The organism is Pseudomonas gingeri, from assembly GCF_013385635.1.
GTDB classification, from domain to species: domain Bacteria; phylum Pseudomonadota; class Gammaproteobacteria; order Pseudomonadales; family Pseudomonadaceae; genus Aquipseudomonas; species Aquipseudomonas gingeri_A.
The window spans coordinates 422666-449122 of sequence record NZ_JACAPR010000013.1 but is presented as its reverse complement, the minus strand read 5'-3'; the positions used below and the strand labels follow the sequence as shown (position 1 = coordinate 449122).

The 26457-nt window shown below is 63.4% G+C and carries 26 protein-coding genes; 15 read left to right on the top strand and 11 right to left on the bottom strand.

The window, feature by feature from the left end:
- Positions 1-65 precede the first annotated feature (65 nt).
- Positions 66-455: a VOC family protein gene (locus HX851_RS43015; protein WP_177061619.1), complete on the top strand. Its 390-nt coding sequence runs from the start codon at positions 66-68 to the stop codon at positions 453-455.
- Between the two features lie 33 nt (positions 456-488).
- Here the strand turns inward: HX851_RS43015 and dhaL are convergent, their stop codons facing one another.
- From dhaL to HX851_RS43000, 3 genes are all read right to left on the bottom strand, one after another.
- The gene (gene dhaL / locus HX851_RS43010) at positions 489-1133 is read right to left on the bottom strand and encodes a dihydroxyacetone kinase subunit DhaL (RefSeq protein ID WP_177061621.1); all 645 of its coding nucleotides are present in this window, start codon (positions 1131-1133) and stop codon (positions 489-491) included.
- Complete coding sequence (locus HX851_RS43005; RefSeq protein WP_177061623.1) at positions 1130-2245, bottom strand: MDR/zinc-dependent alcohol dehydrogenase-like family protein; 1116 nt, start codon at positions 2243-2245, stop codon at positions 1130-1132. Before HX851_RS43005 ends, dhaL begins: the two co-directional genes overlap by 4 nt.
- Positions 2246-2393: 148 nt before the next feature.
- On the bottom strand, positions 2394-3404 hold the full coding sequence (locus HX851_RS43000; protein ID WP_177064054.1) for a substrate-binding domain-containing protein: 1011 nt from the start codon (positions 3402-3404) through the stop codon (positions 2394-2396).
- Between the two features lie 336 nt (positions 3405-3740).
- Between HX851_RS43000 and rpiB the strand changes: the two genes are divergently transcribed.
- Together rpiB and HX851_RS42990 are read left to right on the top strand one after the other, a co-directional pair.
- Positions 3741-4202 carry a ribose 5-phosphate isomerase B gene (gene rpiB, locus HX851_RS42995; protein WP_177064053.1) on the top strand — a complete coding sequence of 154 codons (462 nt, stop codon included), beginning with the start codon at positions 3741-3743 and terminating at the stop codon, positions 4200-4202.
- 147 nt (positions 4203-4349) lie between these two features.
- Positions 4350-6434, top strand: a complete 2085-nt coding sequence (locus HX851_RS42990; protein WP_177064052.1) for a putative bifunctional diguanylate cyclase/phosphodiesterase — start codon at positions 4350-4352, stop codon at positions 6432-6434.
- Between the two features lie 170 nt (positions 6435-6604).
- Here the strand turns inward: HX851_RS42990 and HX851_RS42985 are convergent, their stop codons facing one another.
- From HX851_RS42985 to HX851_RS42970, 4 genes are all read right to left on the bottom strand, one after another.
- Entirely contained in the window at positions 6605-8065 is a 1461-nt protein-coding gene (locus tag HX851_RS42985; RefSeq protein WP_177061631.1) for a DHA2 family efflux MFS transporter permease subunit, read from the bottom strand.
- Between the two features lie 226 nt (positions 8066-8291).
- Entirely contained in the window at positions 8292-9224 is a 933-nt protein-coding gene (locus HX851_RS42980) for a TIGR03571 family LLM class oxidoreductase (protein ID WP_177064051.1), read from the bottom strand.
- 255 nt (positions 9225-9479) lie between these two features.
- Positions 9480-10400, bottom strand: coding sequence for a transaldolase (tal, locus tag HX851_RS42975; protein WP_177061635.1), 921 nt, complete (start codon positions 10398-10400; stop codon positions 9480-9482).
- 131 nt (positions 10401-10531) lie between these two features.
- Complete coding sequence (locus HX851_RS42970; RefSeq protein ID WP_177061637.1) at positions 10532-11425, bottom strand: LysR family transcriptional regulator; 894 nt, start codon at positions 11423-11425, stop codon at positions 10532-10534.
- A 129-nt stretch (positions 11426-11554) separates the two neighbouring features.
- Between HX851_RS42970 and HX851_RS42965 the strand changes: the two genes are divergently transcribed.
- The 8 genes from HX851_RS42965 to dctM all read left to right on the top strand — a co-directional run bounded on the left by HX851_RS42965 (position 11555) and on the right by dctM (position 20310).
- Complete coding sequence (locus HX851_RS42965) at positions 11555-12382, top strand: HTD2 family dehydratase (RefSeq protein WP_177064050.1); 828 nt, start codon at positions 11555-11557, stop codon at positions 12380-12382.
- A gap of 21 nt (positions 12383-12403) precedes the next feature.
- On the top strand, positions 12404-13567 hold the full coding sequence (locus tag HX851_RS42960; RefSeq protein WP_177061641.1) for an acyl-CoA dehydrogenase family protein: 1164 nt from the start codon (positions 12404-12406) through the stop codon (positions 13565-13567).
- 10 nt (positions 13568-13577) lie between these two features.
- Positions 13578-14927: an MmgE/PrpD family protein gene (locus HX851_RS42955; RefSeq protein WP_177064049.1), complete on the top strand. Its 1350-nt coding sequence runs from the start codon at positions 13578-13580 to the stop codon at positions 14925-14927.
- A complete protein-coding gene (locus HX851_RS42950; RefSeq protein WP_177061645.1) occupies positions 14927-16141 on the top strand; it encodes a CaiB/BaiF CoA transferase family protein in 1215 nt (404 codons plus the stop codon). Before HX851_RS42955 ends, HX851_RS42950 begins: the two co-directional genes overlap by 1 nt.
- 180 nt (positions 16142-16321) lie before the next feature.
- A complete protein-coding gene (locus HX851_RS42945; protein ID WP_177064048.1) occupies positions 16322-17134 on the top strand; it encodes an HpcH/HpaI aldolase/citrate lyase family protein in 813 nt (270 codons plus the stop codon).
- 90 nt (positions 17135-17224) lie between these two features.
- The gene (locus HX851_RS42940; RefSeq protein ID WP_177061648.1) at positions 17225-18211 is read left to right on the top strand and encodes a TRAP transporter substrate-binding protein; all 987 of its coding nucleotides are present in this window, start codon (positions 17225-17227) and stop codon (positions 18209-18211) included.
- 177 nt (positions 18212-18388) lie between these two features.
- Entirely contained in the window at positions 18389-19027 is a 639-nt protein-coding gene (locus tag HX851_RS42935) for a TRAP transporter small permease (protein WP_177064047.1), read from the top strand.
- The gene (gene dctM, locus HX851_RS42930) at positions 19027-20310 is read left to right on the top strand and encodes a C4-dicarboxylate TRAP transporter large permease protein DctM (protein ID WP_017126026.1); all 1284 of its coding nucleotides are present in this window, start codon (positions 19027-19029) and stop codon (positions 20308-20310) included. The genes HX851_RS42935 and dctM overlap by 1 nt, the downstream gene beginning before the upstream one ends.
- A gap of 78 nt (positions 20311-20388) precedes the next feature.
- Here dctM and HX851_RS42925 read toward each other — a convergent pair whose 3' ends face one another.
- Positions 20389-20928: a winged helix-turn-helix transcriptional regulator gene (locus HX851_RS42925; protein ID WP_177064046.1), complete on the bottom strand. Its 540-nt coding sequence runs from the start codon at positions 20926-20928 to the stop codon at positions 20389-20391.
- Between the two features lie 246 nt (positions 20929-21174).
- On the opposite strand from HX851_RS42925, the gene HX851_RS42920 reads away from it, so the two are divergent.
- The 3 genes from HX851_RS42920 to HX851_RS42910 all read left to right on the top strand — a co-directional run bounded on the left by HX851_RS42920 (position 21175) and on the right by HX851_RS42910 (position 23860).
- Positions 21175-22269 carry an NmrA family NAD(P)-binding protein gene (locus HX851_RS42920; RefSeq protein ID WP_177064045.1) on the top strand — a complete coding sequence of 365 codons (1095 nt, stop codon included), beginning with the start codon at positions 21175-21177 and terminating at the stop codon, positions 22267-22269.
- A 191-nt stretch (positions 22270-22460) separates the two neighbouring features.
- Entirely contained in the window at positions 22461-22712 is a 252-nt protein-coding gene (locus HX851_RS42915; protein WP_177064044.1) for a transmembrane sensor/regulator PpyR, read from the top strand.
- Positions 22709-23860, top strand: a complete 1152-nt coding sequence (locus HX851_RS42910) for an NnrS family protein (protein WP_177064043.1) — start codon at positions 22709-22711, stop codon at positions 23858-23860. The genes HX851_RS42915 and HX851_RS42910 overlap by 4 nt, the downstream gene beginning before the upstream one ends.
- Before the next feature lie 70 nt (positions 23861-23930).
- Here HX851_RS42910 and HX851_RS42905 read toward each other — a convergent pair whose 3' ends face one another.
- From HX851_RS42905 to HX851_RS42895, 3 genes are all read right to left on the bottom strand, one after another.
- Positions 23931-24611 carry a transglycosylase SLT domain-containing protein gene (locus tag HX851_RS42905; protein ID WP_218170714.1) on the bottom strand — a complete coding sequence of 227 codons (681 nt, stop codon included), beginning with the start codon at positions 24609-24611 and terminating at the stop codon, positions 23931-23933.
- Between the two features lie 395 nt (positions 24612-25006).
- Positions 25007-25426 carry a cupin domain-containing protein gene (locus HX851_RS42900; protein ID WP_177061670.1) on the bottom strand — a complete coding sequence of 140 codons (420 nt, stop codon included), beginning with the start codon at positions 25424-25426 and terminating at the stop codon, positions 25007-25009.
- 50 nt (positions 25427-25476) lie between these two features.
- Entirely contained in the window at positions 25477-25752 is a 276-nt protein-coding gene (locus HX851_RS42895) for a putative quinol monooxygenase (protein ID WP_177061672.1), read from the bottom strand.
- 257 nt (positions 25753-26009) lie between these two features.
- Between HX851_RS42895 and HX851_RS42890 the strand changes: the two genes are divergently transcribed.
- Positions 26010-26450 carry a carboxymuconolactone decarboxylase family protein gene (locus tag HX851_RS42890; RefSeq protein ID WP_177061674.1) on the top strand — a complete coding sequence of 147 codons (441 nt, stop codon included), beginning with the start codon at positions 26010-26012 and terminating at the stop codon, positions 26448-26450.
- Positions 26451-26457 lie beyond the last annotated feature (7 nt).

Below are 26457 nucleotides of genomic sequence, written 5' to 3'. Positions count from 1 at the left end.
ATTCCGGCCCACGTTGCCAACCTCGACAAGCAAGTGCCTTCCAACCGCCTTCAGGAACTGAACCCATGATCGACCATCTCGACCACCTGGTACTGACCACCATCGATCCCGTTGCCGCCGAGGATTTCTATGTGCGCGTGCTGGGCATGCAACTGGAAACCTTTGCCGGCGGACGCAAGGCCTTCCGTTTCGGTAACCAGAAGATCAACCTGCATGTGCGGGGGCATGAGTTCGAGCCCAAGGCCCACCTGCCGGTGCCGGGGGCGCTGGACCTGTGTTTTATCGCCGCGATTCCCCTGGAGGCGGTGATCGAGCGGCTGCGCCAGGTCGACTGGCCGATCATCGAGGGTCCGGTGATGCGCACCGGAGCCACCGCGCCGATCCGTTCGGTGTATGTGCGTGATCCGGACCTGAACCTGATCGAGATTTCAGAACTGGCCGGGAACGACGTCTGATAACGCGTACCTTTTGACGGGGCAGGTCACGGCTCAGAGCAGGCGATCCTGCACCGAATCCGCCAGTCGTGTGAGAATCAGGCAGCACGATACGGCGCCGGCATCCAGTGCTCCCAGCGAGCGCTTGCCGAGGCGACTGGCGTGACCGACCCTGGCCATCAGATCCCTGGTCGAGTCTCGTCCCTGGGAGGCGGCACTCTTCATGTCGTTCAAGCCTTCGCTGAACGGACGTTCGTCGAGAAAGGCCCGCTCGAAGGCCGCGACCGAGGGAATCAGGGTGTCCATCAGGCACTTGTCGCCTACCCTGGCGTCGGTGATGTCCCGCAACGAGGTCAGGCCGCCGCGCAACAGCCGGGCGAAATGTGCGGCATCGATCGAGTCTACGCCGCGCACTTCATCGGCCATCCCGATAAACAGGCTGCCGTACAGTGGTCCCATGGAGCCACCTATACCCTCCATCAGGCTCAGGGTCAGTTCGTCGAGGGCATCGGCCAGCGACAGTTGTCGACCCTCGAGGCTCTTGCCGCAGCGGGAAAAGCCCTTGGCCATGTTGACACCGTGGTCGCCGTCACCAATGGCCCCGTCGATTTCGCCGAGGTACTCGCGGTTGGCGACGATCACGCTCACCAGTTCGCTGACGATCGCCGTGCCTTCATTGCCGGGAAAGCGCTGGCTCATGGTTCCAGCACGACTTTCAGGGAGCGATCGCCACGCTCCATCACTGCGAAGGCATCCTTGAAGTCCGCCAGGGCGAACTTATGGGTCACCACGTCGCGCATGTCGATCTTGCGTTGGCCGATAAAGTCGATGGCCCGCGGATACATGTAAGGCCCCAGGTGCGAGCCGAGCACATCCAGTTCCTTGCGGTCGCCGATGATCGACCAATCCACCGTGGCCTCGTCATTGAACACGCTGAACTCGACAAAGCGCCCGAGCTTGCGCAGCATCGCAAGGCCCTGGTTGACCGCCTTGTGGTGGCCGGTGGCTTCGATGTAGATATCGCAGCCGTAGCCGTCGGTGATGGCGCGGATCTTTTCCAGGACGTTTTCCCGGGCCGGGTTCCAGACTTCATCGGCGCCCATGCGCAAGGCCAGTTCGGCACGTTCGGGTTTCATGTCGAGGACGATCAGACGCTTGGGATTGCGCAGGCGTACCGCGCCGATAATGCCCAGGCCCAAGGTCCCGGCACCGGCCACGACGACGATGTCGTCGAGACCGACATCTGCCCGGTCGGCCGCGTGCAGCGAACAGGCGAGGGGTTCGATCAGGATCGCCTCGTCGGGCGGGATGCTGTCCGGTACCTTGTGCACGATGCCCTCCTTGGTGAAGATCATGTACTGGGCCATGGCACCCTGGACATTGTTCTGAAAGCCATACAGGTCGTGTTTCTGGCACATCCAGTATTGGCCGTGGTTGCAGAAGCGGCAGCCCCAGCAGGGCACGATCTGCTCGGAAATCACCCGCTCGCCGACTTTCACGCCACGTTTTTCAGCGCCCGGGCCGAGGGCGACCACGCGGCAGACGAACTCGTGGCCGGGAATCATCGGCGGCTTGACGTAGCGCGGTTGCTCGTCATCGCCCCAGAACGAAGGCGCGCCTCGATAGGTCTTGATGTCGCCCATGCAGATGCCGCACAGCTCGACCTTGGTGAGGATTTCATCGGGGCCGGGTGTCGGCACCGCGACTTCTTCCAGGCGGTAGTCCTCGGGGCCGTAGCAGACCACGGCCTGCATGGTGGCGGGGATGACCGGCTGGTCGTTTCGGTAAGGTTGTTCGATAACACTGGTCATGGCAACGGACCTCGAAAGACGGGGAGTGACGGTGTGCGCCAGCGGTCGATCGACAGGTTTTCACTGGCGACCATCGGCGCCGCGATGCCGGGTGAGAGGGCACCAGCCCGTTGACTGCCTGGGGCTGGTGCCTCCCGGCGGGTCGGGGCTACTTGGCGGTCCCGGAAACCTGCAGGTACAGCGCATCGGCGTTGGCATTGGTGACCGGCACCCACGGCAGGATGTAGGTCTTGTCGGTGCCGTCACCCCACTTCAGGTCCTTGGCGTAGCGTTGCCAGATCACCGATTGCGGCTTGTAGTCCTTGCCGGCCAGGGTGCGCAGGGCCATGTCGAGGGCGCCCTGGGACTGCGCCTGGGCGTCCTGCAGGAAGGTGGTGACTTCGTCTTTCTTCGCCGCCTGGATGGCGTCGGGCATGCCGTCGATCGCGGTGATGGGGACGTCATTTGGCGACAGGCCACGGGATTTCACCGCTTGCAGGGCGCCCAGGGCCATGTCGTCGTTCTGCGCAATGATGCCGGAGATGCCGCCGTTGGGGTGGGCGTTGAGCCAGTCTTCGGTCAACGAAAGAGCTTCGGCGCGCGACCAGTTGGCGGTCTTCATCTCGATGACCTTGATGCCCGGGTTCTTCAGCAGCACTTCGATTTCACCCTTTTGCCGATCGATCTGCGCCGACTGGCCGATCGGACCCTGGATGATGGCCACGTTGCCCTTGCCCTTGAGCTTGTCGACCATGGCCTGGGCCTGGAGGCGCCCGCCCTCGACATCGTCGTTGCCGATGTAGGGCACATTGGCGCTGGCGACCCTGGTGTTGGAGGCGATCACCGGCACATCGTTTTCCTGGGCGCGGGCGACGGTGGCAACCCCGGCCTTGGTGTCGATCGGTACGAAGATGATTGCATCGTAGTGCTGGGTGACCATGGTCTCGATCTGGTTGTTCTGGGTCAGGGCGTCGTAGTTGCCGTCGAACACCGTGAGCTGCACCGTGCCGTCCTTGACCGCGGGGTGCTCCTTCAATTCGCGGACCCAGTTCTGCATGAACTGGCCCTTGAGGCCATAGACGGCGGCACCGATCTTGTAGGTCTTGCCCTGGGCGAAGCTGACGCTGCTGGCCAGCAGGGAGACGGCCAGCAGCGCGAGTACTGTTTTACCTGACTTCATGGAGAACACCTTTATTGTTGTTGTCGTTCGTTTTGTTGAAGGCAAATGGCGAGTCAGCGCTTTTTTTGCTGTGAAATCCTTGTGAGGTCGCAGCGTCATGTTTCGCTGTGAATCTATGTGTATCAAATGAAATTCTGATCAGTCAATGGATTTCTGTTCAAAACAATATGGCGATCCGTTGGTGGGATTTGGGGGGGTTTTCCGATGTGTTATGTGTTTTGTGGCAAATCAGGCTTGACAGTTGAGGTGTAATGCCTGAGAAATGCTTGATCAGATTCTCATATATAGATCATATGATCAGTGTTATGCCTCATCACGGCAGTGGAGTGAAACGCCATGAACACAGCATTCTCGGTGGCCATCGGGTGTGACGAAGCGGGTTACGAGCTCAAGGAGGTGCTCAAGCGGTACATCGAGACCCTGGGGCATCCGGTTGAAGACTTCGGTACCCATTCGCTTGAGCCGGTGCTTTATCCGGATATCGCCCTGGCGGTGGCCAATGCGATCAAGGGCGGCGCCCATCGGCTGGGCGTGCTGGTCTGTGGCACGGGGATAGGCATGGCCATTTCCGCCAACAAGGTGTTCGGGATTCGCGCGGCCCAGGCCCATGACACCTATTCCGCCGAACGCGCGCGCAAGAGCAACGATGCGCAGATCCTGTCCATCGGCGCGCGGGTGGTGGGCGCCGAGCTGGCCAAGAGCGTGGTCAAGTCATTCCTGGAGTCGGAGTTCGAGGTCGCGCGCTCCGGAGCCAAGGTCGAGCGCATCAACGCCATCGAACGGGACGGGCATCAATAGTTGGTGTTCCCGGCCAGCCGGCTCGCGCTGGGTGGTGCGGCGCGTGGCAGTGAATTTCTAAACCCGTGCGTTCGTAAATGAAGCAGGTACAATCCGGGGTTTTAACGGGCTGAAATGCCGTTCGGCCCGCTGCTCCAGAGAATATCGATGCTCATTGGTAGTTACTCCCCCGCGCTGGTCTTCATTTCGCTCTGTGTGGCGATCCTGGCCTCCTACACCGCCCTGGACCTGACCGGGCGCATTGCCACGGCCCGTGGTCGCGCCGTCTACCTGTGGATGGCCGGCGGCGCCCTGGCGATGGGTGTCGGGGTCTGGTCGATGCATTTTATCGGCATGCTCGCATTCCGCCTGCCGATCGAGCTCGGCTACGACGGGCCGCTCACCGCGCTGTCGCTGCTGATCGCGATCCTGTCCTGCGGTTTTGCCCTGTGGCTGGTCAGCCAGCCGCGCCTGCCGCTGTGGCAGTTGGCGTTTGGCGCGCTGATCATGGGCGCCGGTATCAGTGCGATGCACTACTGCGGCATGGCGGCGCTGAAAATGCAGCCCGGTATCGACTACGACCCGACCCTGTTCAGTGCCTCGCTGGTGATTGCGGTGGTCGCTTCGGCTGCGGCGTTGTGGATCGCCTTCCACCTGCGGCGAAACACCCCCCATGTACGCCTGGCCCGCTGCGGCGCGGCGGTGGTCATGGGTCTGGCGATCGTAGGTATGCACTACACCGGCATGGCGGCGGCGAGTTTCGCCGACGGCAGCTTCTGTGGCGCGGCCAACAGTGTCCTGGCGGTGAAGGGCCTGGACCTGCTGGTGCTGGTGACCAGCCTGGCGGTGCTGTCGATCGCCTTGCTGACTTCGGTCCTCGATGCCCGGTTGGAGGCGCGTACCGCCGACCTGGCCGATTCGCTGACCCTGGCCAACCAGGAACTGACCCAGTTGGCGCTGCATGACACCCTGACCAGCCTGCCGAACAGGGTCCTGCTGGCGGACCGCATCGACCAGGCGATGCACAAGGTGACCGCCGAAGGGGGGTGCTTTGCCCTGATGTTCATCGACCTGGACGGTTTCAAACCGGTGAACGATGCCTTCGGCCACCATATGGGCGATCAGTTGCTACGCGAGGTCGCGCTGCGCCTGCGTGAGGATCTGCGCACCCAGGACACCCTGGCGCGGATCGGTGGCGATGAGTTCGTCCTGCTGGCGCAACTGACGGATCCGGACGATGCCCTGCAAGTGGCGTCACGTCAGGTCAGCCTGTTGTCCCATGTGTTCCGGGTGGCCGGTCATGACCTGCAGATATCCGCCAGCATCGGCATCGTGATGTACCCCGGCAACGGCCAGACCGCCGAGGAACTGCTGATGAATGCCGACGCGGCGATGTATCACGCCAAGGGCGCGGGCAAGAACGGCCACAGTTTTTTCGACGCCTCGATGAACGGCAATGCGCGCAAGCAACTGCAGTTGCTGCAGGATCTGCGTCAGGCGCTGGAGCACAACCAGTTCCGTCTCTACTACCAGCCCAAGTTCGATGCACTCAACGGCTTGCCCATCGGTGCCGAGGCGTTGTTGCGCTGGGAGCATCCCGAGCAGGGGCTGTTGCCGCCGGATACCTTTATCACCCTGGCGGAAAAGACCGGCCTGATCATCCCCATCGGCGAATGGGTGCTGAACGAGGCCTGTCGGCAGATGCGCCTGTGGTACGAGCAGGGCTACCAGCACTGGCGCATCGCGGTGAACCTCTCGGCCTTGCAGTTCTGTCATGGCGGCCTGGTCGCCAGTGTTGCCGGGGCCCTGGAGCGGCACCAACTGCCGGCCAACAGCCTGACCCTGGAAATCACCGAAACCACCGCCATGAGCGATGCCGATGCGAGCATGACGGTATTGCAGCAGCTGTCGGACATGGGTGTGGACCTGTCCATCGACGACTTCGGCACCGGCTATTCGAGCCTGATGTACCTCAAGCGGCTGCCGGCCAACGAACTGAAGATCGATCGCGGTTTTGTCCGCGACCTGGAGCACGACACCGACGATGCGGCGATTGTCTCGGCGATTGTCGCCCTGGGCCAGGCGCTGGGGTTGCGGATCGTCGCCGAAGGCGTCGAGACCGATATGCAGCAGGACTTCCTGACCCGGCTGGGCTGCGACTCCCTGCAGGGTTACCTGCTCGGGCACCCGCTGCCGGCCGATCGCTTCATGGCGGATATCAGCCGGGCCGAGCAACAGAAAGAGGTGGGTTGACGTCCGGCTACACACGGACACCTGTAGGAGCCGGGCTTGCCCGCGAAGAGGTCCTTGAGGTCGCCAGAAGCTTCGCGGGCAAGCCCGCTCCTACACAAGCTCGCACACAAAAGCCCGCATTCACAGTGCATGAGCGGTTTTCAGATACTGCTCCTCCGACCCGGCAAGGGTCAGTGGCCGCTGACCAGCGGCGCCTCGCCGCCGATGTCGCTGCCGGCTTTCGTGCGCATCAGGGTCGCCGCGATACCGGCACCCAGCGCGGCAAACAATGCACCCACCAGGAACGCCGCCTGGTAGCCATCATGGAGGGCATCCAATGCCGGCAATCCGGCGCTCAGGTGCAGGTGGGTGCGCGCCGCCGCGAGACTGGCGAGTGCGGCCAGGCCCAGTGCGCCGCCCATCATGAAAGCGGTATTGACCACGCCGGACGCCAGGCCTGATTCGGACGGTGCGACGTCATTCATCGCCGCCAGCAGCAGCGGGTTGAAGGCAATGCCCGCACCCAGCCCCAGCAGTACCATGCCCGGCAGGATATCGCGCATGAAGGTGCCGTGCACCGGTGCCTGGGCGAACAGCAGCAGGCCGATGGTTGCCAGTGCCAGCCCGGCCGCGAGAGGCAGGCGGATGCCGAAGCGCATCACCAGCCTGGCGGAGAGGCCCAGGGAAAAGACCGCCATGATCAGGTTCGCGGGCAGGAAGGCCAGGCCGACTTCCAGCGGCGAGTAGCCCAGCACCAGTTGCATGTACAGCGCCGACAGGAAGAACCAGGCAAACATCGCCGCGGCCCAGAGCACGCCGACGATATTGGCGATGGCCAGGTTGCGCAGACGAAACAGGCGCAACGGCATCAGCGGCACCTTGACCCGGGTTTCGATCACCAGGAAGGCCACCAGCAGGCCGGCCGCCAGGATCAGTTGCCCGACGGTACGGGTGGAGCCCCAGCCCATCTCGTTGCCATTGACGATGGCGTACACCGCCAGCATCAGCGAGGCGGTCACCGTCAGCGCTCCGGCCACATCGAGATCGCGGGAAGGATGCTCGTTGAGGGTCTTCGACAGCAAACGCAGGGACAACAGGATCACCGCCACGCCGATCGGCAGGTTGACCAGGAAGATCCAGTGCCAGCTCAAGGTGCTGGTCAAGACTCCGCCGAGCATTGCCCCCAGGCTACCGCCACCGGCACAGACAAAACCGTAGACGCCCATGGCCTTGGCCCGGTCGGCCGGTTCGCTGAACAGGTCCATGATCAGCGATAACGCGACCGCGGTGACCACTGCGGCGGCCAGGCCCTGGAAGGCGCGGGCCCAGACCAGCACGGCCTGGGTCTGGGCAATGCCGCAGGCCAGGGAAGCCAGGGTGAAGAAGCCGATGCCCAGCAGGAACAGCCGTCGATGTCCGTACAGGTCGCCCAGGCGCCCGCCGAGCAGCAGGAAGCCGCCAAAGGTCAGCATATAAGCGTTCACCACCCAGGCCAGGGAGGTTTCGGAGAACTGCAGGTCGGTCTTGATCGACGGTAGGGCGACGTTGACGATGGTGGTGTCGAGCACAATCATCAGGACCCCTAGGCACAGCACGATCAGGGCGAGCCAGCGTTGTCGGGCGTCGTGGGCAGGGGTATCGGGGGCAGTCATGATGATCTCTCACTGGGGCAGGCGCGAGAGTGTAGGCACCCACGGGTGCCGGGCTCAATGGTGAGATTGTAGTGGGGTTGTGAAGGGTTGTTGCAAGGATGTAAGCGCATCACCCGAGGCGTCAGTGCAAGGAGCTGCCGATAACGCCGGTGGGGGGCTTCATCGGCGTTGCCCTACGCTTGTTCCGCGCCTGCGCGACGCGACGGAATTGATCGGGACGGAGGACTCAACGCGGATCGTGAAACATCGGCAGCACGTGTTCCGCCAGCTCCTCGATCACCTCGTCCAGGGGGCGTTCGCTGTAGCGCAGATGCAGTCCGACATGCTGCACGCCGACCTCGCGCAGAGCCTGCAATTCATCGATCAGGGCCAGTCGTCCGGCTCGCCCGCCAAACCGCAGGCGCTGCATCGGTGCATGGGGATTGGCCGCCAGGTCGAGGTGGAAGAAGGTGACATAGGGTTTGTCGTCGCCGACTTCCCGCCACAGGCCGACGCGCCGACGATGGTCTTCCGGGGTGCCCGGGTAGCTCAGCCAGCCGTCCATATGCTCGCCGATCCAGGCCGGCGATTGCTGGCCGAGACCCGCCACCAGCAGCGGCAGGGCTTGCTCGGGTCGTGGCAGCAATTGTGCGCCCTCGGGCAGGCGTTCCCGGCCCTGGCTGCGGAGCAGTTCGACGGTGTCGCGGAACGATTCGCCACGCTGCTGGTAATCGACACCGAACAGCGGGTATTCCATCGGCCGGTCGCCGCTGGCGACACCCAGCAACAAGCGGCCGTCGCTCAGGTGGTCGATGCTGTTGGCGGCCTTGAGGGTCAGCCAGGGCTGGCGCAGCGGCAGGACCACGGCGGCGGTGCCGAGCATGATCTGGTCGGTGATGCCGGCCAGGTAGCCGAGATAGGAGAAAGTTTCGAAAACCTGGGCCGCGTCGCCGAAATTCGGGTCGTAGATCGGCACGTCGCGCACCCACAGGGCGCGGAAGCCGGCCTGGTCCGCCGCACGGGCGAGCTGGGCATGGAGGGCCAGGTCGGGAACGCCGAATGGGCGTTGCTGTTCGTTGCGCGAGCGCTGGCCGTGACTGGACCAGTCATTGTCCAGGGGCAGTTCGAGACCGATGGAGAATTGCTGGCTGCCGAGCAGCCGTTGAAAGCGAGGGTGCATGACACGGGCCTGTAGGTGACTGGAGATGACAGCCAGTATCACAGGGCTCGTTTGTGAGAAAAATGCAGGAACAGGAACAACGCTTTTGCGCTCAGGGCAAAGCACCATCGATCGTTCCCAGGCGGGGCGTGATCGATCGTTCCCACGCTCCGCGTGGTAACGCAGTCCGTGATGCTCTGCGTCACAAGGGCGGGCGCAAAGCGTGCACAGAAGTATTCCCACGCGGAGCGTGGGAACGATCATCAGTGGCAGAGGTTACCTGGAGAGCAGGGCTTCCAGTTTTTCCTGGTCGCGGGCGAACTGGCGAATGCCTTCGGCCAGTTTCTCGGTGGCCATGGCGTCTTCGTTGGAGGCCCAGCGGAATTGCGCCTCGCTCAGGTTCAGGCGCGCTTCGCCGGCGTTGCCCGGCGCCAACTTGCGAGCCAGCGTGCCTTGGTCCTCAGCCAGTTTCTCCAGCAGATCCGGGCTGATGGTCAGGCGGTCGCAGCCGGCCAGTTGCTCGATCTGGTTGATATTGCGGAAGCTGGCGCCCATGACCACGGTCTTGTAGTCATTGGACTTGTAGTAGTTGTAGATGCGGGTCACCGACTGCACGCCCGGATCGTCGGCACCGGTGTATTCGTTGCCGCTGGACTTCTTGTACCAGTCGTAGATGCGGCCCACGAACGGCGAGATCAGGAACACCCCGGCGTCGGCACAGGCGGCGGCCTGGGCGAAGGAGAACAGCAGGGTCAGGTTGGTCTGGATACCGGCCTTTTCCAGCTTCTCGGCGGCACGGATGCCCTCCCAGGTGGACGCCAGCTTGATCAGCACGCGGTCACGACCTACACCGGCCTTGTCATACAGTTCGATCAACTGGTTGGCCTTGCCCAGCAGCGCGGCTTCGTCGAACGACAGGCGGGCATCGACCTCGGTGGAGATGCGCCCCGGAATGGCCTTGAGGATGCCGCTGCCGACCGACACGGCAAAGTGGTCGCAGGCCAGGCCGACATCGCCCTTGGCGTGGGCCACGGCGCTTTTCAGCAGCTCGGCGTAGCCCGGCAGCGCGGCGGCCTTGAGCAGCAGGGACGGGTTGGTGGTGGCGTCGACCGGCTTGAGGCGGGTGATGGCGTCGAGGTCGCCGGTGTCCGCGACCACGGTGGTGAACTGCTTGAGTTGTTCCAGCTTCGAAGTCATGAGCGTCTCTGTCGGGAAGGGCGTGGATCAATGCACTGATTGAGTGCCTGTGGCGTAAAAAGTTCTGTCGGGGGAATATCCCAAGAATGCCGCTGAACGCGGGTGTTGTGCAACCCAAAACGTCGGACAATTCATGCTTCGGGCGTCGGCATCAAGGTCGCGATCAGGGCCCGGATGGTGCCGGGCAGGGCCTCCAGTTCACGCACCAGAATGCTGCGTTCGCGAATGGCCCAGGGTTCGTCGAGGGCCACAGTCACCAGTTGCATGGTCCGGCTGTGCCGCAGCGCGGCGGATTCGGGAATGATGCCGATGCCCACGCCGGCCTCGACCATCCGGCAGATCGCTTCGAAGCTGGACACCTGGATCCGCAGCGACAGGGTCTTGCCCAACCGCTCGACATGTTCGCGCAGGAAACTCAGCAGGGTGCTGCCTTCATGCAGGCCGATATGCTGGTAGGCCAGGGTCTTGCCCAGTGTCACCGATTGCTGGGTCGCCAGCGGATGGTCCACGGGCACGATCAGCACCAGGCGGTCGGTGCTGAAGTGCATCACCTGCAAGCCGCTGGCCTCCACGGGGCCGGCGATGATGCCCATGTCGCTGGTGCCGTCGAGCACGCCACGGACGATATCCCGCGACAGGCGTTCCTGCAGGTCCACGGTCACCCCGGGACGTTTCGAGAGGAACCCGGCGAGTACTTCCGGGAGGAATTCGGTGACCGCCGTGGTATTGGCGAAGATGCGGATATGCCCGGCGGAATCGCCGCCATAGCTGGTGAACTCGCTTTTCAGGTAGTCGACCTGGCGCATGATCAGCCGTGCATGTTGCAGCAGCCGCTGGCCGGCCGGGGTGACCTCGACGCCGCGACTGTCGCGGTACAGCAGGCGTGTGTCGAGTTGCGCCTCCAGGGCCTTGATCCGTGCGCTGGCGGCGGCCGGCGAGAGAAAGGCGCGCCTGGCGCCCTGGGTCAGGCTCGGCGATTCGGCGATATGAATGAAGAGACGCAAATCCGCCAGGTCGAAATGCATGGACGACTCCAGTCAACGGCTAGGCGTTCAGCATAACTGAACGCCGGTTTATTGAAATGCAAATTCTCGGAACGGCGCTCAGCTTGCATCATCGGCACACAACGACAATCGGCAAGGGGAAACCTTCCAATGAGTGTGACGGATCTGAGTGCCTGGCTGGGACGGACCGAAGAGGCCCACGACCAACTGAGTCGCAACCTGCTCAAGCGCATTGCCGCGACCTTTGGTGAAAACGCTCCCTCCCATGGCGAGGCACTGCCGCCGCTCTGGCAATGGTGTTTTTTCCAGGACCCGCTGGCCGAGAGCCAATTGGGCAGTGACGGCCACCCGGCCCGTGGCGGCTTCCTGCCGCCGGCGGACAATCGCAATCGCATGTGGGCCGGCGGGCGCCTGGAGTTCTTCCACGCCCTGCGCGCCGGCCACGATGCCGCCCGACTCTCGACCATCACCCATATCGAGGAAAAACAGGGGCGCACCGGTTCGCTGCTGTTCGTCACCGTGCGGCATGAGTATTCCCAGGATGGCCGGCTGGCGATCCGCGAGGAACAGGATATCGTCTATCGCGAACCCACGCCGCCCAAGCAGGGCAGTGGCGAGGCTCTGGTCGAGGGCGAGTGGCGCGAAGCCGTCGAGCCGACACCGACCCTGCTGTTCCGCTACAGCGCCGTGACCTTCAACGGCCATCGCATCCACTACGACTACCCCTACGTCACCGCCACCGAAGGCTATCCGGGCCTGGTGGTACACGGGCCGATGATCGCCACCCTGAACCTGCGCGCTTTCTGTCGAGTCCATCCCGACGTGAACCTGCGGCGCTTTACCTATCGCGGCCTGTGCCCTCTGATCGCCCCGCAACCTTTCGAAGTCGGCGGACGGATCGTCAGCCCCGGCGTCGCTGAACTCTGGGCGGGCAATGCCGGCGGTATCGCCCAGCGCGCCGAAGTGCACTTCGACTAACAATAACAAGGCCATCCACCGATGAATCCGAATCACAACGAAGAACTCAATGCCATCCGCGAGGGCGTGCGCGCCCTGTGCGCCGAATTCGATGCCGCCTACTGGCGCAGGATTGATGAAGAGAAGGGTTTTCCCGAAGCCTTCGTCAAGGCCCTGACCGACGCCGGCTGGCTGTCGGCAATGATCCCGGAAGAGTACGGCGGTTCGGGCCTGGGCCTGGCCGAAGCCTCGGTGATCCTCGAGGAAGTCAACCGCTGCGGCGGCAACTCCGGCACCGTACACGGCCAGATGTACAACATGTTCACCCTGTTGCGCCACGGCAGCGAAGCGCAGAAAAGCTTCTACCTGCCGAAGCTGGCCAGCGGCGAGTTGCGCCTGCAATCGATGGGCGTGACCGAGCCGACCACCGGCACCGATACCACCAAGATCAAGACCACCGCGATCAAGCGCGGTGACAAGTATGTGATCAACGGCCAGAAGGTATGGATCTCGCGGATCCAGCACTCCGACCTGATGATCCTGCTGGCCCGCACCACGCCCCTGGCCGAGGTCAAGAAGAAGTCCGAAGGCATGTCGATCTTCCTCGTCGACCTGCGCGAAGCCATCGGCAAAGGCCTGACCGTGCAGCCGATCGCCAACATGGTCAACCACGAAACCAACGAGCTGTTCTTCGACAACCTCGAACTGCCGGCCGACAGCCTGATCGGCGAGGAAGGCAAGGGCTTCAAGTACATCCTCGACGGCCTCAATGCCGAGCGCACGCTGATTGCCGCCGAATGCATCGGCGACGGTCGCTGGTTTATCGAGAAGGCCAGCGCCTATGCCCGCGACCGCGTGGTGTTCGGCCGACCCATCGGCCAGAACCAGGGCGTGCAGTTCCCGATTGCCGAAGCGCATATCGAGATCGAGGCCGCCGACCTGATGCGCTGGCGCGCCTGCGAGGAGTACGACTCGGGCCAGAACGCCGGGGCCAGCGCCAACATGGCCAAGTACCTGGCGGCCAAGGCCTCCTGGGAAGCGGCCAATGCCTGCCTGCAGACCCACGGCGGTTTCGGCTTTGCCTGCGAGTACGACGTCGAGCGCAAGTTCCGCGAGACCCGCCTGTACCAGGTGGCGCCGATCTCCACCAACCTGATCCTGTCCTACGTGGCCGAGCACCTGCTCGAACTGCCACGCAGCTTCTGAGGAACGTCCCATGAGCCATACCCAAGTCCTGGCCGCCTTCCTCGCCGAGCTGCGTTACGAGCAGGTGCCCGAGGCCGTGTTCGAGCGCACCGAAGACCTGTTCCTCGACTGGCTGGCCTCGGCCCTGGCCAGCCAGGGCGCCCATCCGATCCCGCTGTTCGAGGCCTATGCGCGCAAGATGGGCCCGGTCTGCGGTCCGGCGCGGATCCTGGTCAACGGCCAGAGCAGTTCGGCGTACTTCGCCGCCCTGGTCAATGCCGCCTCGTCCCATCTGGTGGAGCAGGACGACCTGCACAACAGCTCCGTGCTGCACCCGGCCACCGTGGTCTTCCCGGCCGCCCTGGCGGCAGCCCAGGACCTTGGCAAGTCCGGTCGCGAACTGCTGTTGGCATCGGTTGCCGGCTACGAGGCGGGGATTCGCATCGGCGAGTTCCTGGGGCGTTCCCACTACCGGATCTTCCACACCACGGCCACCGTCGGCACCCTGGCGGCGGCCGTGGCCGTGGGCAAGCTGATGGACTTCGACCAGGAACAATTCATCAATCTGCTCGGCAGTGCCGGGACCCAGGCCGCCGGGCTCTGGGAGTTCCTGCGCGATGCCGCCGACTCCAAGCAATTGCACACCGCCAAGGCCGCCGCCGATGGCCTGTTGGCCGCGTACCTGACGGCGGATGGCCTGACCGGCGCACGCAATATCCTCGAAGGCGACCAGGGCCTGGCTGCCGGGATGTCCAGCGATGCCGATCCGGCGAAGCTGTCCGACCGCCTGGGCAGTCGCTGGGCGCTGGTGGAAACCTCGTTCAAGTTCCACGCCTCCTGTCGTCATACCCACCCAGCTGCCGATGCGCTGCTGGACCTGATGTGGCAGCAAGGCCTGGAGCACCAGCAGATCCGGCACGTGGAAACCCGTGTGCACCAGGGCGCCATCGACGTCCTGGGACGGGTCAAGGTGCCGCAGACCGTGCACCAGGCCAAGTTCTCCATGGGCACCGTGCTCGGCCTGATCGCCGTGCATGGCAAGGCCGGCTTGCCGGAATTCCACCAGTTGTCCCTGACCGACCCGGCTGTCTCGGCCTTTCGCGACAAGGTCAGCATGACCCTCGATCCCGAGGTCGACGGCGCCTACCCGCAACGCTGGCTGGGCCGGGTGCGGGTCACCACACTCGACGGCCGTACGCTGCACGGGGCGATCGACGAACCCAAGGGCGATCCGGGCAACAGCCTGTCGCGGGCCGAACTGGAAGACAAGTTCCGCCGCCTGTTGCAGTTCTCTGGCGCCCGCACACCCGAGCAGGGCGAAGCCCTGATCCGCCAGGTCTGGGACCTGCGCAACACCACTGATCTGAAGGAGCTGCGCTGATGAACACGGCAGCAGGCAACACCCCGGCACCCCGTCCGCTGGACGGCATCACGGTCATCAGTCTGGAACACGCCATCGCCGCGCCGTTCTGCACCCGGCAACTGGCGGATCTCGGTGCGCGGGTGGTGAAGATCGAGCGCCCCGGCAGCGGTGACTTCGCCCGTGGCTACGATCAGCGGGTGCGCGGCCTGGCCTCGCACTTCGTCTGGACCAACCGTTCGAAGGAAAGCCTGACCCTGGACCTCAAGCAGGATCAGGCCGGAGACATTCTCGAAGACTTGCTGGGCCAGGCCGACGTACTGGTGCAAAACCTCGCGCCGGGGGCGGCCGCGCGCATGGGCTTGTCCTTCGACGCGCTGCACGAGCGTTTTCCGCGGCTGATCGTCTGCGATATCTCCGGCTATGGCGAAGGCGGCCCCTATGAAAAGAAGAAGGCTTACGACCTGCTGATCCAGAGCGAAGGCGGCTTCCTGTCGGTGACCGGCGGCGCCGGTGATGACCAGTTGGCCAAGGCCGGCTGCTCTATCGCCGATATCGCCGCCGGCATGTACGCCTACAGCGGCATCCTCTCGGCGCTGTTGCTGCGGGGCAAGACCGGCGAGGGCAGTCGGGTCGACGTCAGCATGCTGGAAAGCCTGGTGGAGTGGATGGGCTACCCGATGTACTACGCCTTCGACGGTGCCCCGCAACCGCCACGGGCCGGTGCGGCGCATTCGACGATCTACCCCTATGGCCCGTTCCCGGCGGGCGATGGCGGCACGGTGATGCTCGGCCTGCAGAACGAGCGCGAATGGGCGGCGTTCTGCGACAAGGTCTTGCTGATGCCGGAACTGGCGGTGGACGAGCGCTTCTCGGCCAACTTCAAGCGCTCGGCCAATCGAGAGGTGCTGCGCCAAATCATCGTCGACAGCTTTGCCCGGCTCACGGTCGAACAACTGATTGCCCGGCTGGAAGAGGCGCAGATCGCCAATGCCCGGGTCAACGACATGCAAGGCGTATGGGATCACCCGCAGCTCAAGGCGCGCGATGGCTGGCGTGAAGTCGACAGCCCTTCGGGGAAACTGCCGTCGTTGTTGCCGCCGGCGCGCAACGCCGCCTTCGAGCCGCGGATGGATGCGGTGCCGGGGCTGGGCCAGCACACCGAGGCGATTCTCGGCGAGCTGGGCTTCTCGACCGAGGCGGTGGCGCAGTTGCGGGTGGCTGGGGTGGTCTGAGAGGTGTGAGTGGTGTGATGTTCTTGCTGGCCTATTCGCGGGCAAGCCCGGCTCCTACCGATTTTATGCCGTTCGCAGGATTTGAGTTCGATTCGAACCTTGTAGGAGCCGGGCTTGCCCGCGAAGAACGATAACGCGGTCTCCCGGATACCCGCACAACCGAACAACAAGGAATACAACATGTCTTCATCCATTGCCCGTTCCGCGCTCTTTGTGCCCGGTAGCCGTCCCGAGCGTTTTGCCAAGGCCCTGGCCAGTGGCGCCGATGCGGTGATCATCGATTTCGAGGATGCCGTCGAAGAGCCGCTCAAACGCATTGCCCGCGACAACCTCGGGCAGTTCCTCGGCGTCAATCCCCTGGCCCGGGTCCTGGTCCGGATCAATGCCCCGGACCACGCCGAGCACGGCGCCGACCTGGCCTTCTGCAAACAATATCCCGGCGTCGCCGGTGTACTGCTGCCCAAGGTAGAAAACGCCGCCCAGGTCCAGGCCGTGGCGGACACCGGCAAGGCGGTCTGGCCGATCATCGAAAGCGCCCGCGGACTGCTGGCCCTGGCGCAGATCGCCGCGGCGCCCGGCGTCGAGCGCCTGTCCTTCGGTGGCCTCGACCTGGCCCTGGACCTCAATCTGAGCAGCGGTTCGGACGCCGCGCAATTCGCCCTCGATCAGGCGCGCATGGCCTTGATCGTCCATTCCCGGGTCGCCGGCCTGGTGGCACCGCTGGATGGCGTGCACCCGGCCATCGACGATCCCGAGGGGTTGCGCCAGTCGATTCGCCACGCCTACGAAATGGGTTTTGCCGGAGCATTGTGCATTCACCCCCGGCAAATCCCGGTGATTCACGCCGCCCTGGCCCCCAGCGCCGAGGACCTGGCCTGGGCGCAACGGGTGGTGGATGCCGGCAGTCACGGCGCCGGCGCCTATCAGGTCGACGGGCAGATGGTCGACGCGCCGGTATTGCTGCGGGCGCGTCGTTTACTGGCGTTCGTCTAAGCTGAACGCAGGTACTCAAAATTCGAAATTCACTACATGCACTGCTTTAGGCAACCTGCCTGACAACACAACAATAAGAAGGTGATTTCCATGCTCAAGCTGACCCGGGCGCTGTTCTGCGCCGCCACCTTGATCACCGCCAGCCTCGCGCAGGCGGCCGATCCCATCGTTATCAAGTTCGCCCATGTGGTTGCGGACAATACCCCGAAGGGGCAGGGCGCGCTGCTGTTCAAGAAACTCGTCGAAGAACGCCTGCCAGGCCGGGTCAAGGTCGAGGTCTACCCGAACTCCTCGCTGTTCGGTGACGGCAAGGAAATGGAGGCGCTGCTGCTGGGCGACGTGCAGATGCTGGCGCCGTCCCTGGCCAAGTTCGAGCAATACACCAAGCAGGTGCAGATCTATGACCTGCCGTTCCTGTTCAACGACCTGGCCGCCGTCGACCGCTTCCAGGCCGCCCAGGGCAAGGCGCTGCTGACCTCGATGACGGACAAGGGGATTCTCGGCCTGGCCTACTGGCACAACGGTCTCAAGCAGCTGTCGGCGAACAAGGCGCTGCGGGTGCCGGCCGATGCCCGCGGCCTGAAGTTCCGCGTGCAGGCTTCCAGTGTGCTGGAAGAGCAGTTCAAGGCGATCCGCGCCAATCCGCGCAAGATGAGCTTCGCCGAGGTCTACCAGGGCCTGCAGACCGGTACCGTCAACGGCACCGAGAACACTTGGTCGAACTATGAGAGCCAGAAGGTCAACGAGGTACAGAAGTACTTCACCGAGTCCAACCACGGCCTGATCGACTACATGGTCATCACCAACAGCAAGTTCTGGGACGGCCTGCCACCGGATGTCCGCGGCGTGCTGGAAAAGACCATGGCCGAAGTCACCGTTGAGGTGAACAAGCAGGCTGAAGCGCTGAACCAGACCGCCAAGCAGAAAATCATCGACTCCAAGACCAGCGAAATCATCGAGCTGACCCCGCAAGAGCGCGGGCAATGGCGCGAAGCGATGAAACCGGTGTGGAAGAAGTTCGAGGATGAAATCGGCGCCGACCTGATCAATGCGGCGGACAAGTCCAACCAGCCTTGACCGACGCCTGTCTGACGACACCTCTGTGGGAGCCGGCTTGCCGGCGATGAGGCCCTTGAGCCTTGCACCGCCTGACCGGTCGTCATCGCCGGCAAGCCGGCTCCTACAAGGGATCGCACCCTGTCCTGATTGATCGGTGCCCGGTCCATCCTTTTCCCCTCTCGCGGAGTCCTGCCCATGCAAGCGCAATCGTTGCGGCGCATCTGGGAACATTTCGAGGAAGGCTTTATCGCCTTCCTCCTGGCCGCCATGACGTTGGTGACGTTCGTCTACGTAATGGCCAACAACGTCTATACGCTGTTCTTCAATCTGGCCGACCGCTGGGCCTGGAGCAGCAGCTTCTTCAACACTCTGGGCGACGCGACCATGACCGTGGCCCAGGACATGACCTGGAGCGTGGCGCTGACCAAGGCCATGTTCGGCTGGCTGATCTTCTTCGGTATTTCCTATGGCGTGCGCACCGCCGGCCACCTCGGCGTGGACGCGCTGGTCAAGCTCACCCCGCGCCCGGTGCAACGCTACCTGGCGCTGCTGGCCTGTACCTGCTGCCTGGCCTATGCCGGGCTGTTCATGGTCGCCAGCTACAAGTGGCTGAGCGCGGTGCTCACCGCCGGTATCGGCGCCGAGGATCTCGATCAGTTCGGGGTCAAGGTCGGCTACATCGTGGTGATCGTGCCCATCGGCTTTGCCCTGGTGCTGATCCGCTATCTGGAAATTTTCTATCGCATCTTTACCCGTCGCCAGAGCGGTCTCGGCCTGGCCGATGAAGCGGGCGAAGCCAGCAAGCTCGCCGGCGAGCACAAGGAGCAGCACTGATGGCCGTACTCTGTCTGTTCCTGCTGTTGTTCACCTTCATGTTTCTCGGGGTGCCCATCGCGATTTCCCTGGGCCTGTCCGGGGCGGTGTCGATCCTGATCTTCAGCCAGGACTCCCTCAGTTCCCTGGCGATCAAGTTGTTCGAGACCTCCGACGCCTACACTTTCCTGGCGATCCCGTTTTTCCTGCTGTCCGGGGCCTTCATGACCACCGGCGGCGTGGCCAAGCGCCTGATCGATTTTGCCAACGCCTGCGTCGGCCACATCCGCGGCGGCCTGGCGATTGCCGCGGTGCTGGCGTGCATGCTGTTCGCGGCCTTGTCCGGCTCGTCGCCGGCCACCGTGGCGGCAGTGGGTTCGATTGCCGTGGCGGGCATGGTGCGTTCCGGTTACCCGAAGGAATTCGGTGCCGGGATCATTTGCAACGCCGGCACCCTGGGTATCTTGATTCCGCCGTCGATCGTGATGGTGGTGTACTCGGCGGCGACCGAAACCTCGGTGGGCAAGCTGTTTATGGCCGGGGTGATTCCCGGGCTGCTGCTGGGCCTGATGCTGATGGTCGCGATCTATATCGTCGCGCGCATCAAGAAGCTGCCGGCGCAACCGCGGGCGACCTTCCGTGAATGGCTGTCGGCGGCGCGCCGGGCGTTCTGGGGCCTGCTGTTGCTGGTGATCATCCTGGGCGGGATCTACAGCGGCCTGTTCACCCCGACCGAAGCGGCGGCAGTGGCGGCGGTGTATTCGGCCTTTGTCGCGCTGTTCATCTACAAGGACATGAAGATCCGCGATTGCCCGAAGGTGCTGATGGAATCCGGTCGCCTGGCGATCATGTTGATGTTCATCATTGCCAACGCGATCCTCTTCGCCCACGTGCTGACCACCGAGCAGATCCCGCAACAGATCACCAACTGGGTGATCTCCGAAGGCCTGACGCCCATCGGCTTCCTGCTGATGGTCAACGTCGTGCTGCTGGTGGCGGGCAGCTTCATGGAACCGTCGGCCATCGTGCTGATCCTTGCGCCGATCTTCTTCCCGATCGCCATGAAGCTTGGCATCGACCCGATCCACCTGGGCATCGTCATGGTGGTCAACATGGAGATCGGCCTGGTGCATCCACCGGTGGGCCTGAACCTGTTCGTGACCTCGGCGGTGACCGGCCTGACCCTCGGCCAGACCATTCGCGCGGCGCTGCCGTGGCTGATGATCCTGCTGGCGTTCCTGATCCTGGTGACCTACGTGCCGATCATCTCGCTGGCCCTGCCGCACTGGCTGGGGATGCCGTAAGCGGGGTCGGATCACGGCCTCTGCGCTGAAAGGCCACCGTACTGAAGGCCGTTGCGAACTCGTTCGCAGCGGCCTTTGTCATTGCGCCGGATCGCTTGGCGAGAGCGGCGTGTCGTCGACCTTGTGGCGGCGTTCGGCATGGGACAGTCTCCAGCGGATCAGTTCGTCCGCTCCCGGGCCTGCCTCGATGGCCAGGTCCCTGGGGCTGATGGGCTCGCCGGTATCCTGGTCGATGAAACTCCACCCCACATCGCCCCCGGTCTTTCGATTCACGACCTTCAGCGGCGGTGTCGAAGCGCCCGAGACTCCCAGGCGATCGCCGATCTGCGCGAGTATCGGCAGGATCACGGCGATCTGCCGGCCCTTTGCGGTCAGCAGATACTCGAAGCGCTCGGGATTTGTCTGGTAACGCTGCCGCTCGATCAGGTCGTGGGCCTCAAGGTGCTTGAGGCGGTCGCTGAGCGTCGCATTGGTCACGCCGGATGACTGGCGAAAGTCGTCATAGCGGCTGAGACCGAGAACCAGATCGCGCAGGATGAGCAGGCCCCAGCGATCACCGATGGCGGCCATCACGCCGGCGATCGGACATACCATTCCGTCGAAACCTTTCGAACGCATAAGTCATTTCCTCGGGTGGGTCAGGGGAGGTTCGGCGCATCACTCTCTTCATAAGAGTCTAACTGATTCGCGGTGCCGACACAGGCATGCCGGCCCAGGACGTGGATCGTGTTCGGGTTTCTTCAAGCAAGAAGGGTGCTTGTTCACTTTGTAACTCTTATTATAAGATCTATTAGGGCCATTGGCGATGAAACCCTTGCCGCTAATGCCCGGATGCCCCTTTTCGTCATGTTCAAGGAGATATCGATGCCTTCCCAAACCCCTTCCAGGATCTTTGTTGTCGGCGGTACCGGTGCCCAGGGCTTGCCCGTCATCCGTGCCCTGGTCGCCGACGGTAAATACACCGTCCGGGCCCTCAGTCGCGATGCCAACTCGCGTCGGGCCAAGGCCTTGCTCGCGCTGGGTAATGTTTCGATCCTCGAGGGGACGTTTGCCGATGAGGCCACCCTGCGGGAAGGCTTTCGCGGGTGCGACGGCGCCTATATCAACATCGACGGGTTCAACACCGGCGAGAAGACCGAGATCTACTGGGCCATCCGCAGCTATGAGATCGCCATCGAAGAAGGCGTCCGCTTCTTCGTCTACGGCAATCTCGACTACGCGCTCAAGAAGGCCGGTTATGACTCCAGGTTCCGGACCGGTCACTACGACGGCAAGGGGCGAATCGGTGAGTGGATCCTGTTCCAGAACCAGCTCAACAGGGACCGAATGGGGGCGGCCGTGTTCACCACGGGGCCCTACATGGAAATGGCGATCTCGGCGATGACACCCATGACGCCTTCGGTGGAAGACGGTGTGGTGACCTGGCGGGTGCCGCTCGGCACCGGTGCCGTACCCCATGTAGCACTCGAGGACTGCGGGTATTACGCCCGCTGGTTGTTCGACAATCAGCAGCGGGCGAACGGCATGAACCTGGAGGTTGCCATCGAACATGTCGACTATCACGCCCTGGCCGCGGCGTTCGAGAAGGTCACCGGGCATCCGGCGCGCTACATCGACACGGAGCTGGAAACCTACTGGAACGGTCCGCTGAAGATGGCCGCCCAGTTGCCCGCCGGTTACAACGCCGATCCCAACGACAAAAGCACCATGAGTTTTCGCGACAACTTCACCGGCTTCTGGAATATCTGGAAGCATGGAATCGTCGAGCGCGACTACGCGCTGCTGGATGAAATCCATCCCAATCGCATCAAAAGCGTCGAGCAATGGCTCCAGCGTGAAGATCAGGCGGGCAGGGCTTTGGGCAAGGGCGGCCTCTGGGAACGGCTCCAGCCGGAAAACCTGTACACCGCGCCACCGCTGCTCAAGCTGGCCGAGGACAAGCGGCAGGGTCGCTTGTAATCGCCGGATTCGGTCGCGGCGGCTGAACGGGTAGAGTCATAGTGACCTCTTTTCGTGTCTTTATGACTACAATTTGGTTGTGGTCAAATTGACTTGTATGTCTCCAACTATTTGATTTCAATTGATTATATGACTGGCACGATTCGTGATGCAGTTCAGGTGTCACTGAACTGCACCGGGAGTGCCATGTCATGTTCGCCTTTCTCGAATCCCCGCTGAATGTCCTGCACCTGTCCAGTCGTATCCTTGTCCTCGGGCTGCTCCTGTCAAGCCTGGGCATCTACGGTGCCTACCTCTACGACGGTCATCTCGGCCTGCCGGTGCTGGTGTCGATGCACGCTATGGTGATTCTCGGCCCGACCCTGTTGAAGATCGGCTATGTAATGCGCCTGCTCGCCCAGCGCCAGCTGGGTCTTGCCGACCAGCGGCTGCAAATGGCATGAAGTCGCTACCGCTCTGGAGCCTGGGCTTTCGACCATTCTTTCTCGGTGGTGCGCTGTTCGCCTGTATTGCCCTGGCGGGCTGGGGTGTCTGGCTGTACGGCGGTTTCGGCAACTGGCAGCCGTTCGCCGGCGGTCTGGCCTGGCACCGGCACGAGATGCCGTTCGGCTTCGCCGGCGCGCTGATTGCGGGCTTTCTGCTGACCGCCGTGCCCAACTGGACCGGAGGCCCCGGTACCCGTGGCTGGCCGTTGATCGGCTTGTTCGCGCTCTGGTCATTGGCGCGTATCGCCTGGTGGCTGCCGCTGCCCGGTACCTGGGTGATTGCCCCGCAACTGCCGTTCCTGCCCATGCTGGCCTGGTTGCTCGGACAGCAGTTGCTGGCGGCGAAGAAGCGCAACAACTATCCCATTGTCGCGGTGCTGGGCTTGTTGGCTGTCTGTCAGGGACTGACGCTGTGGGGCATCGTGCAGCAGGACGACGGCTTGCAGCGTCGTGGGGTACTGGCCGGAATATGGTTGGTTGCCGCCCTGATGAGCGTGATCGGCGGGCGGGTCATACCGTTCTTCATCCAGCGCGGGCTCGGTAGCAGCGTGCCGTTCGTGGCCCTGGCCCATGAGGACAAGGTGCTGTTGCTCGGCACTTTGCTGGTGGCCTTGCTGACGGCCTGTGGTCTCGGCGAGTCTGCCCATCCATGGTTGGCGGCGCTCTACCTGCCGTTGGCCGGGTTGCATGGCCTGCGCCTGTGGCGCTGGCATGACCGCGGACTCTGGCGGGTGCCGCTGCTCTGGTCGCTGTACCTGGCCTATGGCTGGCTGTTGATGGCCACGCTGGGCATGGCCGCCTGGCATTTGGGCTTGCTGGTGCAACAGAGCCTGGTCAGTCATGGCCTGGCGGTTGGCGGTATCGGTGGGATGATCCTGGCGATGATCGCCCGGGTCAGCCTGGGGCATACCGGACGTGCCCTGCAGCCGTCCAGGGCGCTGGGCTGGGCATTTGCCGCGTTGCAACTGGGGGCGCTGTGCCGCATTGTCCTGGTGCCGTTCCTCGATCTCGGCCTGGGGATCGCCGCAGCGCTCTGGAGCCTGTCGTTCGCGCTGTTCCTGATCCATTACACGGGCATGCTGCTGCAGCCACGGATCGCGTCCTGAGCGTAGCGCTCCGCCGACACTTCAACAGGCTCGAAATGCCGGCAGGGGCTCTACAGGGTGGCAGGCATCCTCAAGCGACGTTGCTGCGCAACTGCTGGGCAATCTTTTCGACGCTGGCGGCGTACTCGTCGGCCTTGATCACTCGGCCATAGGAGTCCGTCGCGCCAGGCTTCCAATTATCACCGCCGTTGTACTTCTGCAGTTGAGAAGTCGTGTCGCCACCTTTGCTGCCCATGATCAGGGCGGCCATTGCCACCTGATCCGACTGGCTGCCATGGTTGTAGGCGTGTCCGGTCTTCTCCTGGAACTGGCTGGCGTAGGCGGCCCGTGTGCTCGGTTCCACCTGCATGACGCCGTCGCCGCCGCTGGGGCCGGAAAGATCCTTGCCGAAGTTGCTTTCCTGCTTGGACTGCGCCGCCAGTACGTAGGGATCGACGCCGAATTTCTTGCCGGACTCCACGCAATCTTTCCAGAGGCTCTGGGGCATGCCCTTGGGGGCGTTGCCGACATCGGCCGTACTGGCGGCGCCGTCGGCACCTTGCGCTTTCTGCGGACCGTTGCCGGGTTGCGCCGCGAGGTTCTGCGGCGCGGGCGAGCCGCCACTGCCCGATGGACGGCTGTTGCCAGCCCCGGCAGGGCCCGCGGTTTTGTCCGAGCCGCCGTCGCTATCGCCATCGTCCGCGTTACTACCGCCCATCATTTTCATCAAGGCTTGCAACAGCGACTGCAACAGCTTGATGACTTCGTCCATGCCACCGGCCTCGGACTCATTGCCGGGAGATTGTACCGAGCGGTTATGGGCTGCCGATGCGTGTGAGGCGTCATGTGTGCCCTCGATTCGTGACGAGGGCGGGGCAAAGTTCACCGCACCACCGTTGCCACCTCCGAACAGCAAGGAGGCAGCAAGGTTGTTCTGTCCGTTGTGGCCAGCCGTTGGAGAATGTTCGTGTGGCGTGAGGTTCTGTGGAATGAACCCAGAACCTCCGTTTACGGATAACGACATGTGTGTGCTCCCTTGTTCTCGCAGTGGTGAGATGCCCGTCGCGCAAGCGAGTCCGGAATACTCCTCGAAACGACGCTGAGGTCAGCGTCCGGAGAAAGACTGCTTGCGTATCGGTGAGTGGTCGGGAGCGTGAATCGGGTTCCTTACTGATTCAGCGGAATCAGCACGGCGTCTTTCTCGTCCATGAACATGAACACCAGCAGTTTGGCCGGCTTGCTGTTGCTGGCGTTCTTCGACACCAGGTGTTCGGAGCCGGCCGGTTCGTACCAGGACTGCCCGGGTTTGTAGGTGATCGCCGGTCCGCCCTTGACCTGGGAGATGATCTCGCCTTCGAGCACATAGGCCATGGCCGTGCCCTGGTGCCTGTGGGCAATCGAGGCCTGGCCCGGCAGGTAGTCGACCGTCAGCATCATGGCCTTCTTGCCCGGTGCATTGAGCAATGGATGTTCCTCGAGCACGGTGATCTTTTCCTGGCTGGAGCCGGCTTCGTGGGCAAAGGCGCCGGTGCTGGCGACAAGGACTGCTGCGGTGAGGGTCGAGGTGATGAGTTTCAGGGTTTTCATGGTCGGTGCTCTCGAGTAAGAGATTGCGAGTAAGAGATTGCGAGTAGGGATCAGTGCTGGAAATCGATGCCGCAAGCCAGGCTGCCCAGCAGGTCGATAAAGCCCTGCAAGGCCGGCAGCTGGAAATGCGCTTGCAGCGCGTCGGGGGATTGCCAGTGTCCGGTCACGGTCCAGTCGCCGGACTCACCGCCACACACCACTGAATAGTCCAGGCAGCCGGGGGCCGGGCGCAGTGTTTCGACCAGTGCGTTCAAATGCTGTCCCAGGGCTTCGCTACGCCCCGGTACCGCCTTGAACCGAACGATGTTGATCACGTGAGCGGACATTCTGGACTCTCCTGTGTGACGGCCGACCCGACAGCAGGGCGGTGTCAACAAAGAGTAGGGCGGGGGGCTCGTCGGACCTATAGCCAATTCCCGGCAAATCCCACGGGCCAATCCCGAAGTGCCGTTGGCCTCTGCAAAAAGTGGCCTCTGCAAAAAAGCCGGGATTGGCTATCCGTCATTCGGCACCGGGCCCTTAGGCTGGGCAGCACTGAATCACGTCAACGAACCCCCTCAACGAATCACGATGGAGTCGCACCTTGGAGCCACGCCTGGATTTCTATACCGCGTCACCCCAGGCTCTCAAGGGGTTGCTGTTGCTGGAAGAGGCCACCTTCGGCCTGTCCATCGAAAAACCGCTGCTGGACCTGGTGAAGCTGCGGGTCTCGCAACTCAACCATTGCGCGTTCTGCGCCGACCTGCACAGCCAGGAGGCCCGCGGCGGGGGCGAGAGCGAACGGCGCCTGTACGGCATCCCGGCCTGGCGCGACTCGCCGCTGTACAGCGCCCGCGAGCAGGCCGCGCTGGCCTGGAGCGAGGCCCTGACCCTGCTGGCCCACGATCCGGTCAGTGACGAGTTGTATGCCCAGGCCCGCCTGCAGTTCAGCGAGCGCGAACTGGTGGACCTGAGCATGGCGATTGCCGCGATCAATTGCTGGAACCGCCTGGCCGTGGCGTTTCGCCAACCGCTGGCGGTCTGAAGCCACC

Bases quoted from the DNA above. Each gene is read 5' to 3' on its own strand.
- HX851_RS43015 (WP_177061619.1), top strand. From the start codon at position 66: ATGATCGACCATCTCGACCACCTGGTACTGACCACCATCGATCCCGTT.
- dhaL (WP_177061621.1), bottom strand. From the start codon at position 1,133: ATGAGCCAGCGCTTTCCCGGCAATGAAGGCACGGCGATCGTCAGCGAA.
- HX851_RS43005 (WP_177061623.1), bottom strand. From the start codon at position 2,245: ATGACCAGTGTTATCGAACAACCTTACCGAAACGACCAGCCGGTCATC.
- HX851_RS43000 (WP_177064054.1), bottom strand. From the start codon at position 3,404: ATGAAGTCAGGTAAAACAGTACTCGCGCTGCTGGCCGTCTCCCTGCTG.
- rpiB (WP_177064053.1), top strand. From the start codon at position 3,741: ATGAACACAGCATTCTCGGTGGCCATCGGGTGTGACGAAGCGGGTTAC.
- HX851_RS42990 (WP_177064052.1), top strand. From the start codon at position 4,350: ATGCTCATTGGTAGTTACTCCCCCGCGCTGGTCTTCATTTCGCTCTGT.
- HX851_RS42985 (WP_177061631.1), bottom strand. From the start codon at position 8,065: ATGACTGCCCCCGATACCCCTGCCCACGACGCCCGACAACGCTGGCTC.
- HX851_RS42980 (WP_177064051.1), bottom strand. From the start codon at position 9,224: ATGCACCCTCGCTTTCAACGGCTGCTCGGCAGCCAGCAATTCTCCATC.
- tal (WP_177061635.1), bottom strand. From the start codon at position 10,400: ATGACTTCGAAGCTGGAACAACTCAAGCAGTTCACCACCGTGGTCGCG.
- HX851_RS42970 (WP_177061637.1), bottom strand. From the start codon at position 11,425: ATGCATTTCGACCTGGCGGATTTGCGTCTCTTCATTCATATCGCCGAA.
- HX851_RS42965 (WP_177064050.1), top strand. From the start codon at position 11,555: ATGAGTGTGACGGATCTGAGTGCCTGGCTGGGACGGACCGAAGAGGCC.
- HX851_RS42960 (WP_177061641.1), top strand. From the start codon at position 12,404: ATGAATCCGAATCACAACGAAGAACTCAATGCCATCCGCGAGGGCGTG.
- HX851_RS42955 (WP_177064049.1), top strand. From the start codon at position 13,578: ATGAGCCATACCCAAGTCCTGGCCGCCTTCCTCGCCGAGCTGCGTTAC.
- HX851_RS42950 (WP_177061645.1), top strand. From the start codon at position 14,927: ATGAACACGGCAGCAGGCAACACCCCGGCACCCCGTCCGCTGGACGGC.
- HX851_RS42945 (WP_177064048.1), top strand. From the start codon at position 16,322: ATGTCTTCATCCATTGCCCGTTCCGCGCTCTTTGTGCCCGGTAGCCGT.
- HX851_RS42940 (WP_177061648.1), top strand. From the start codon at position 17,225: ATGCTCAAGCTGACCCGGGCGCTGTTCTGCGCCGCCACCTTGATCACC.
- HX851_RS42935 (WP_177064047.1), top strand. From the start codon at position 18,389: ATGCAAGCGCAATCGTTGCGGCGCATCTGGGAACATTTCGAGGAAGGC.
- dctM (WP_017126026.1), top strand. From the start codon at position 19,027: ATGGCCGTACTCTGTCTGTTCCTGCTGTTGTTCACCTTCATGTTTCTC.
- HX851_RS42925 (WP_177064046.1), bottom strand. From the start codon at position 20,928: ATGCGTTCGAAAGGTTTCGACGGAATGGTATGTCCGATCGCCGGCGTG.
- HX851_RS42920 (WP_177064045.1), top strand. From the start codon at position 21,175: ATGCCTTCCCAAACCCCTTCCAGGATCTTTGTTGTCGGCGGTACCGGT.
- HX851_RS42915 (WP_177064044.1), top strand. From the start codon at position 22,461: ATGTTCGCCTTTCTCGAATCCCCGCTGAATGTCCTGCACCTGTCCAGT.
- HX851_RS42910 (WP_177064043.1), top strand. From the start codon at position 22,709: ATGAAGTCGCTACCGCTCTGGAGCCTGGGCTTTCGACCATTCTTTCTC.
- HX851_RS42905 (WP_218170714.1), bottom strand. From the start codon at position 24,611: ATGGACGAAGTCATCAAGCTGTTGCAGTCGCTGTTGCAAGCCTTGATG.
- HX851_RS42900 (WP_177061670.1), bottom strand. From the start codon at position 25,426: ATGAAAACCCTGAAACTCATCACCTCGACCCTCACCGCAGCAGTCCTT.
- HX851_RS42895 (WP_177061672.1), bottom strand. From the start codon at position 25,752: ATGTCCGCTCACGTGATCAACATCGTTCGGTTCAAGGCGGTACCGGGG.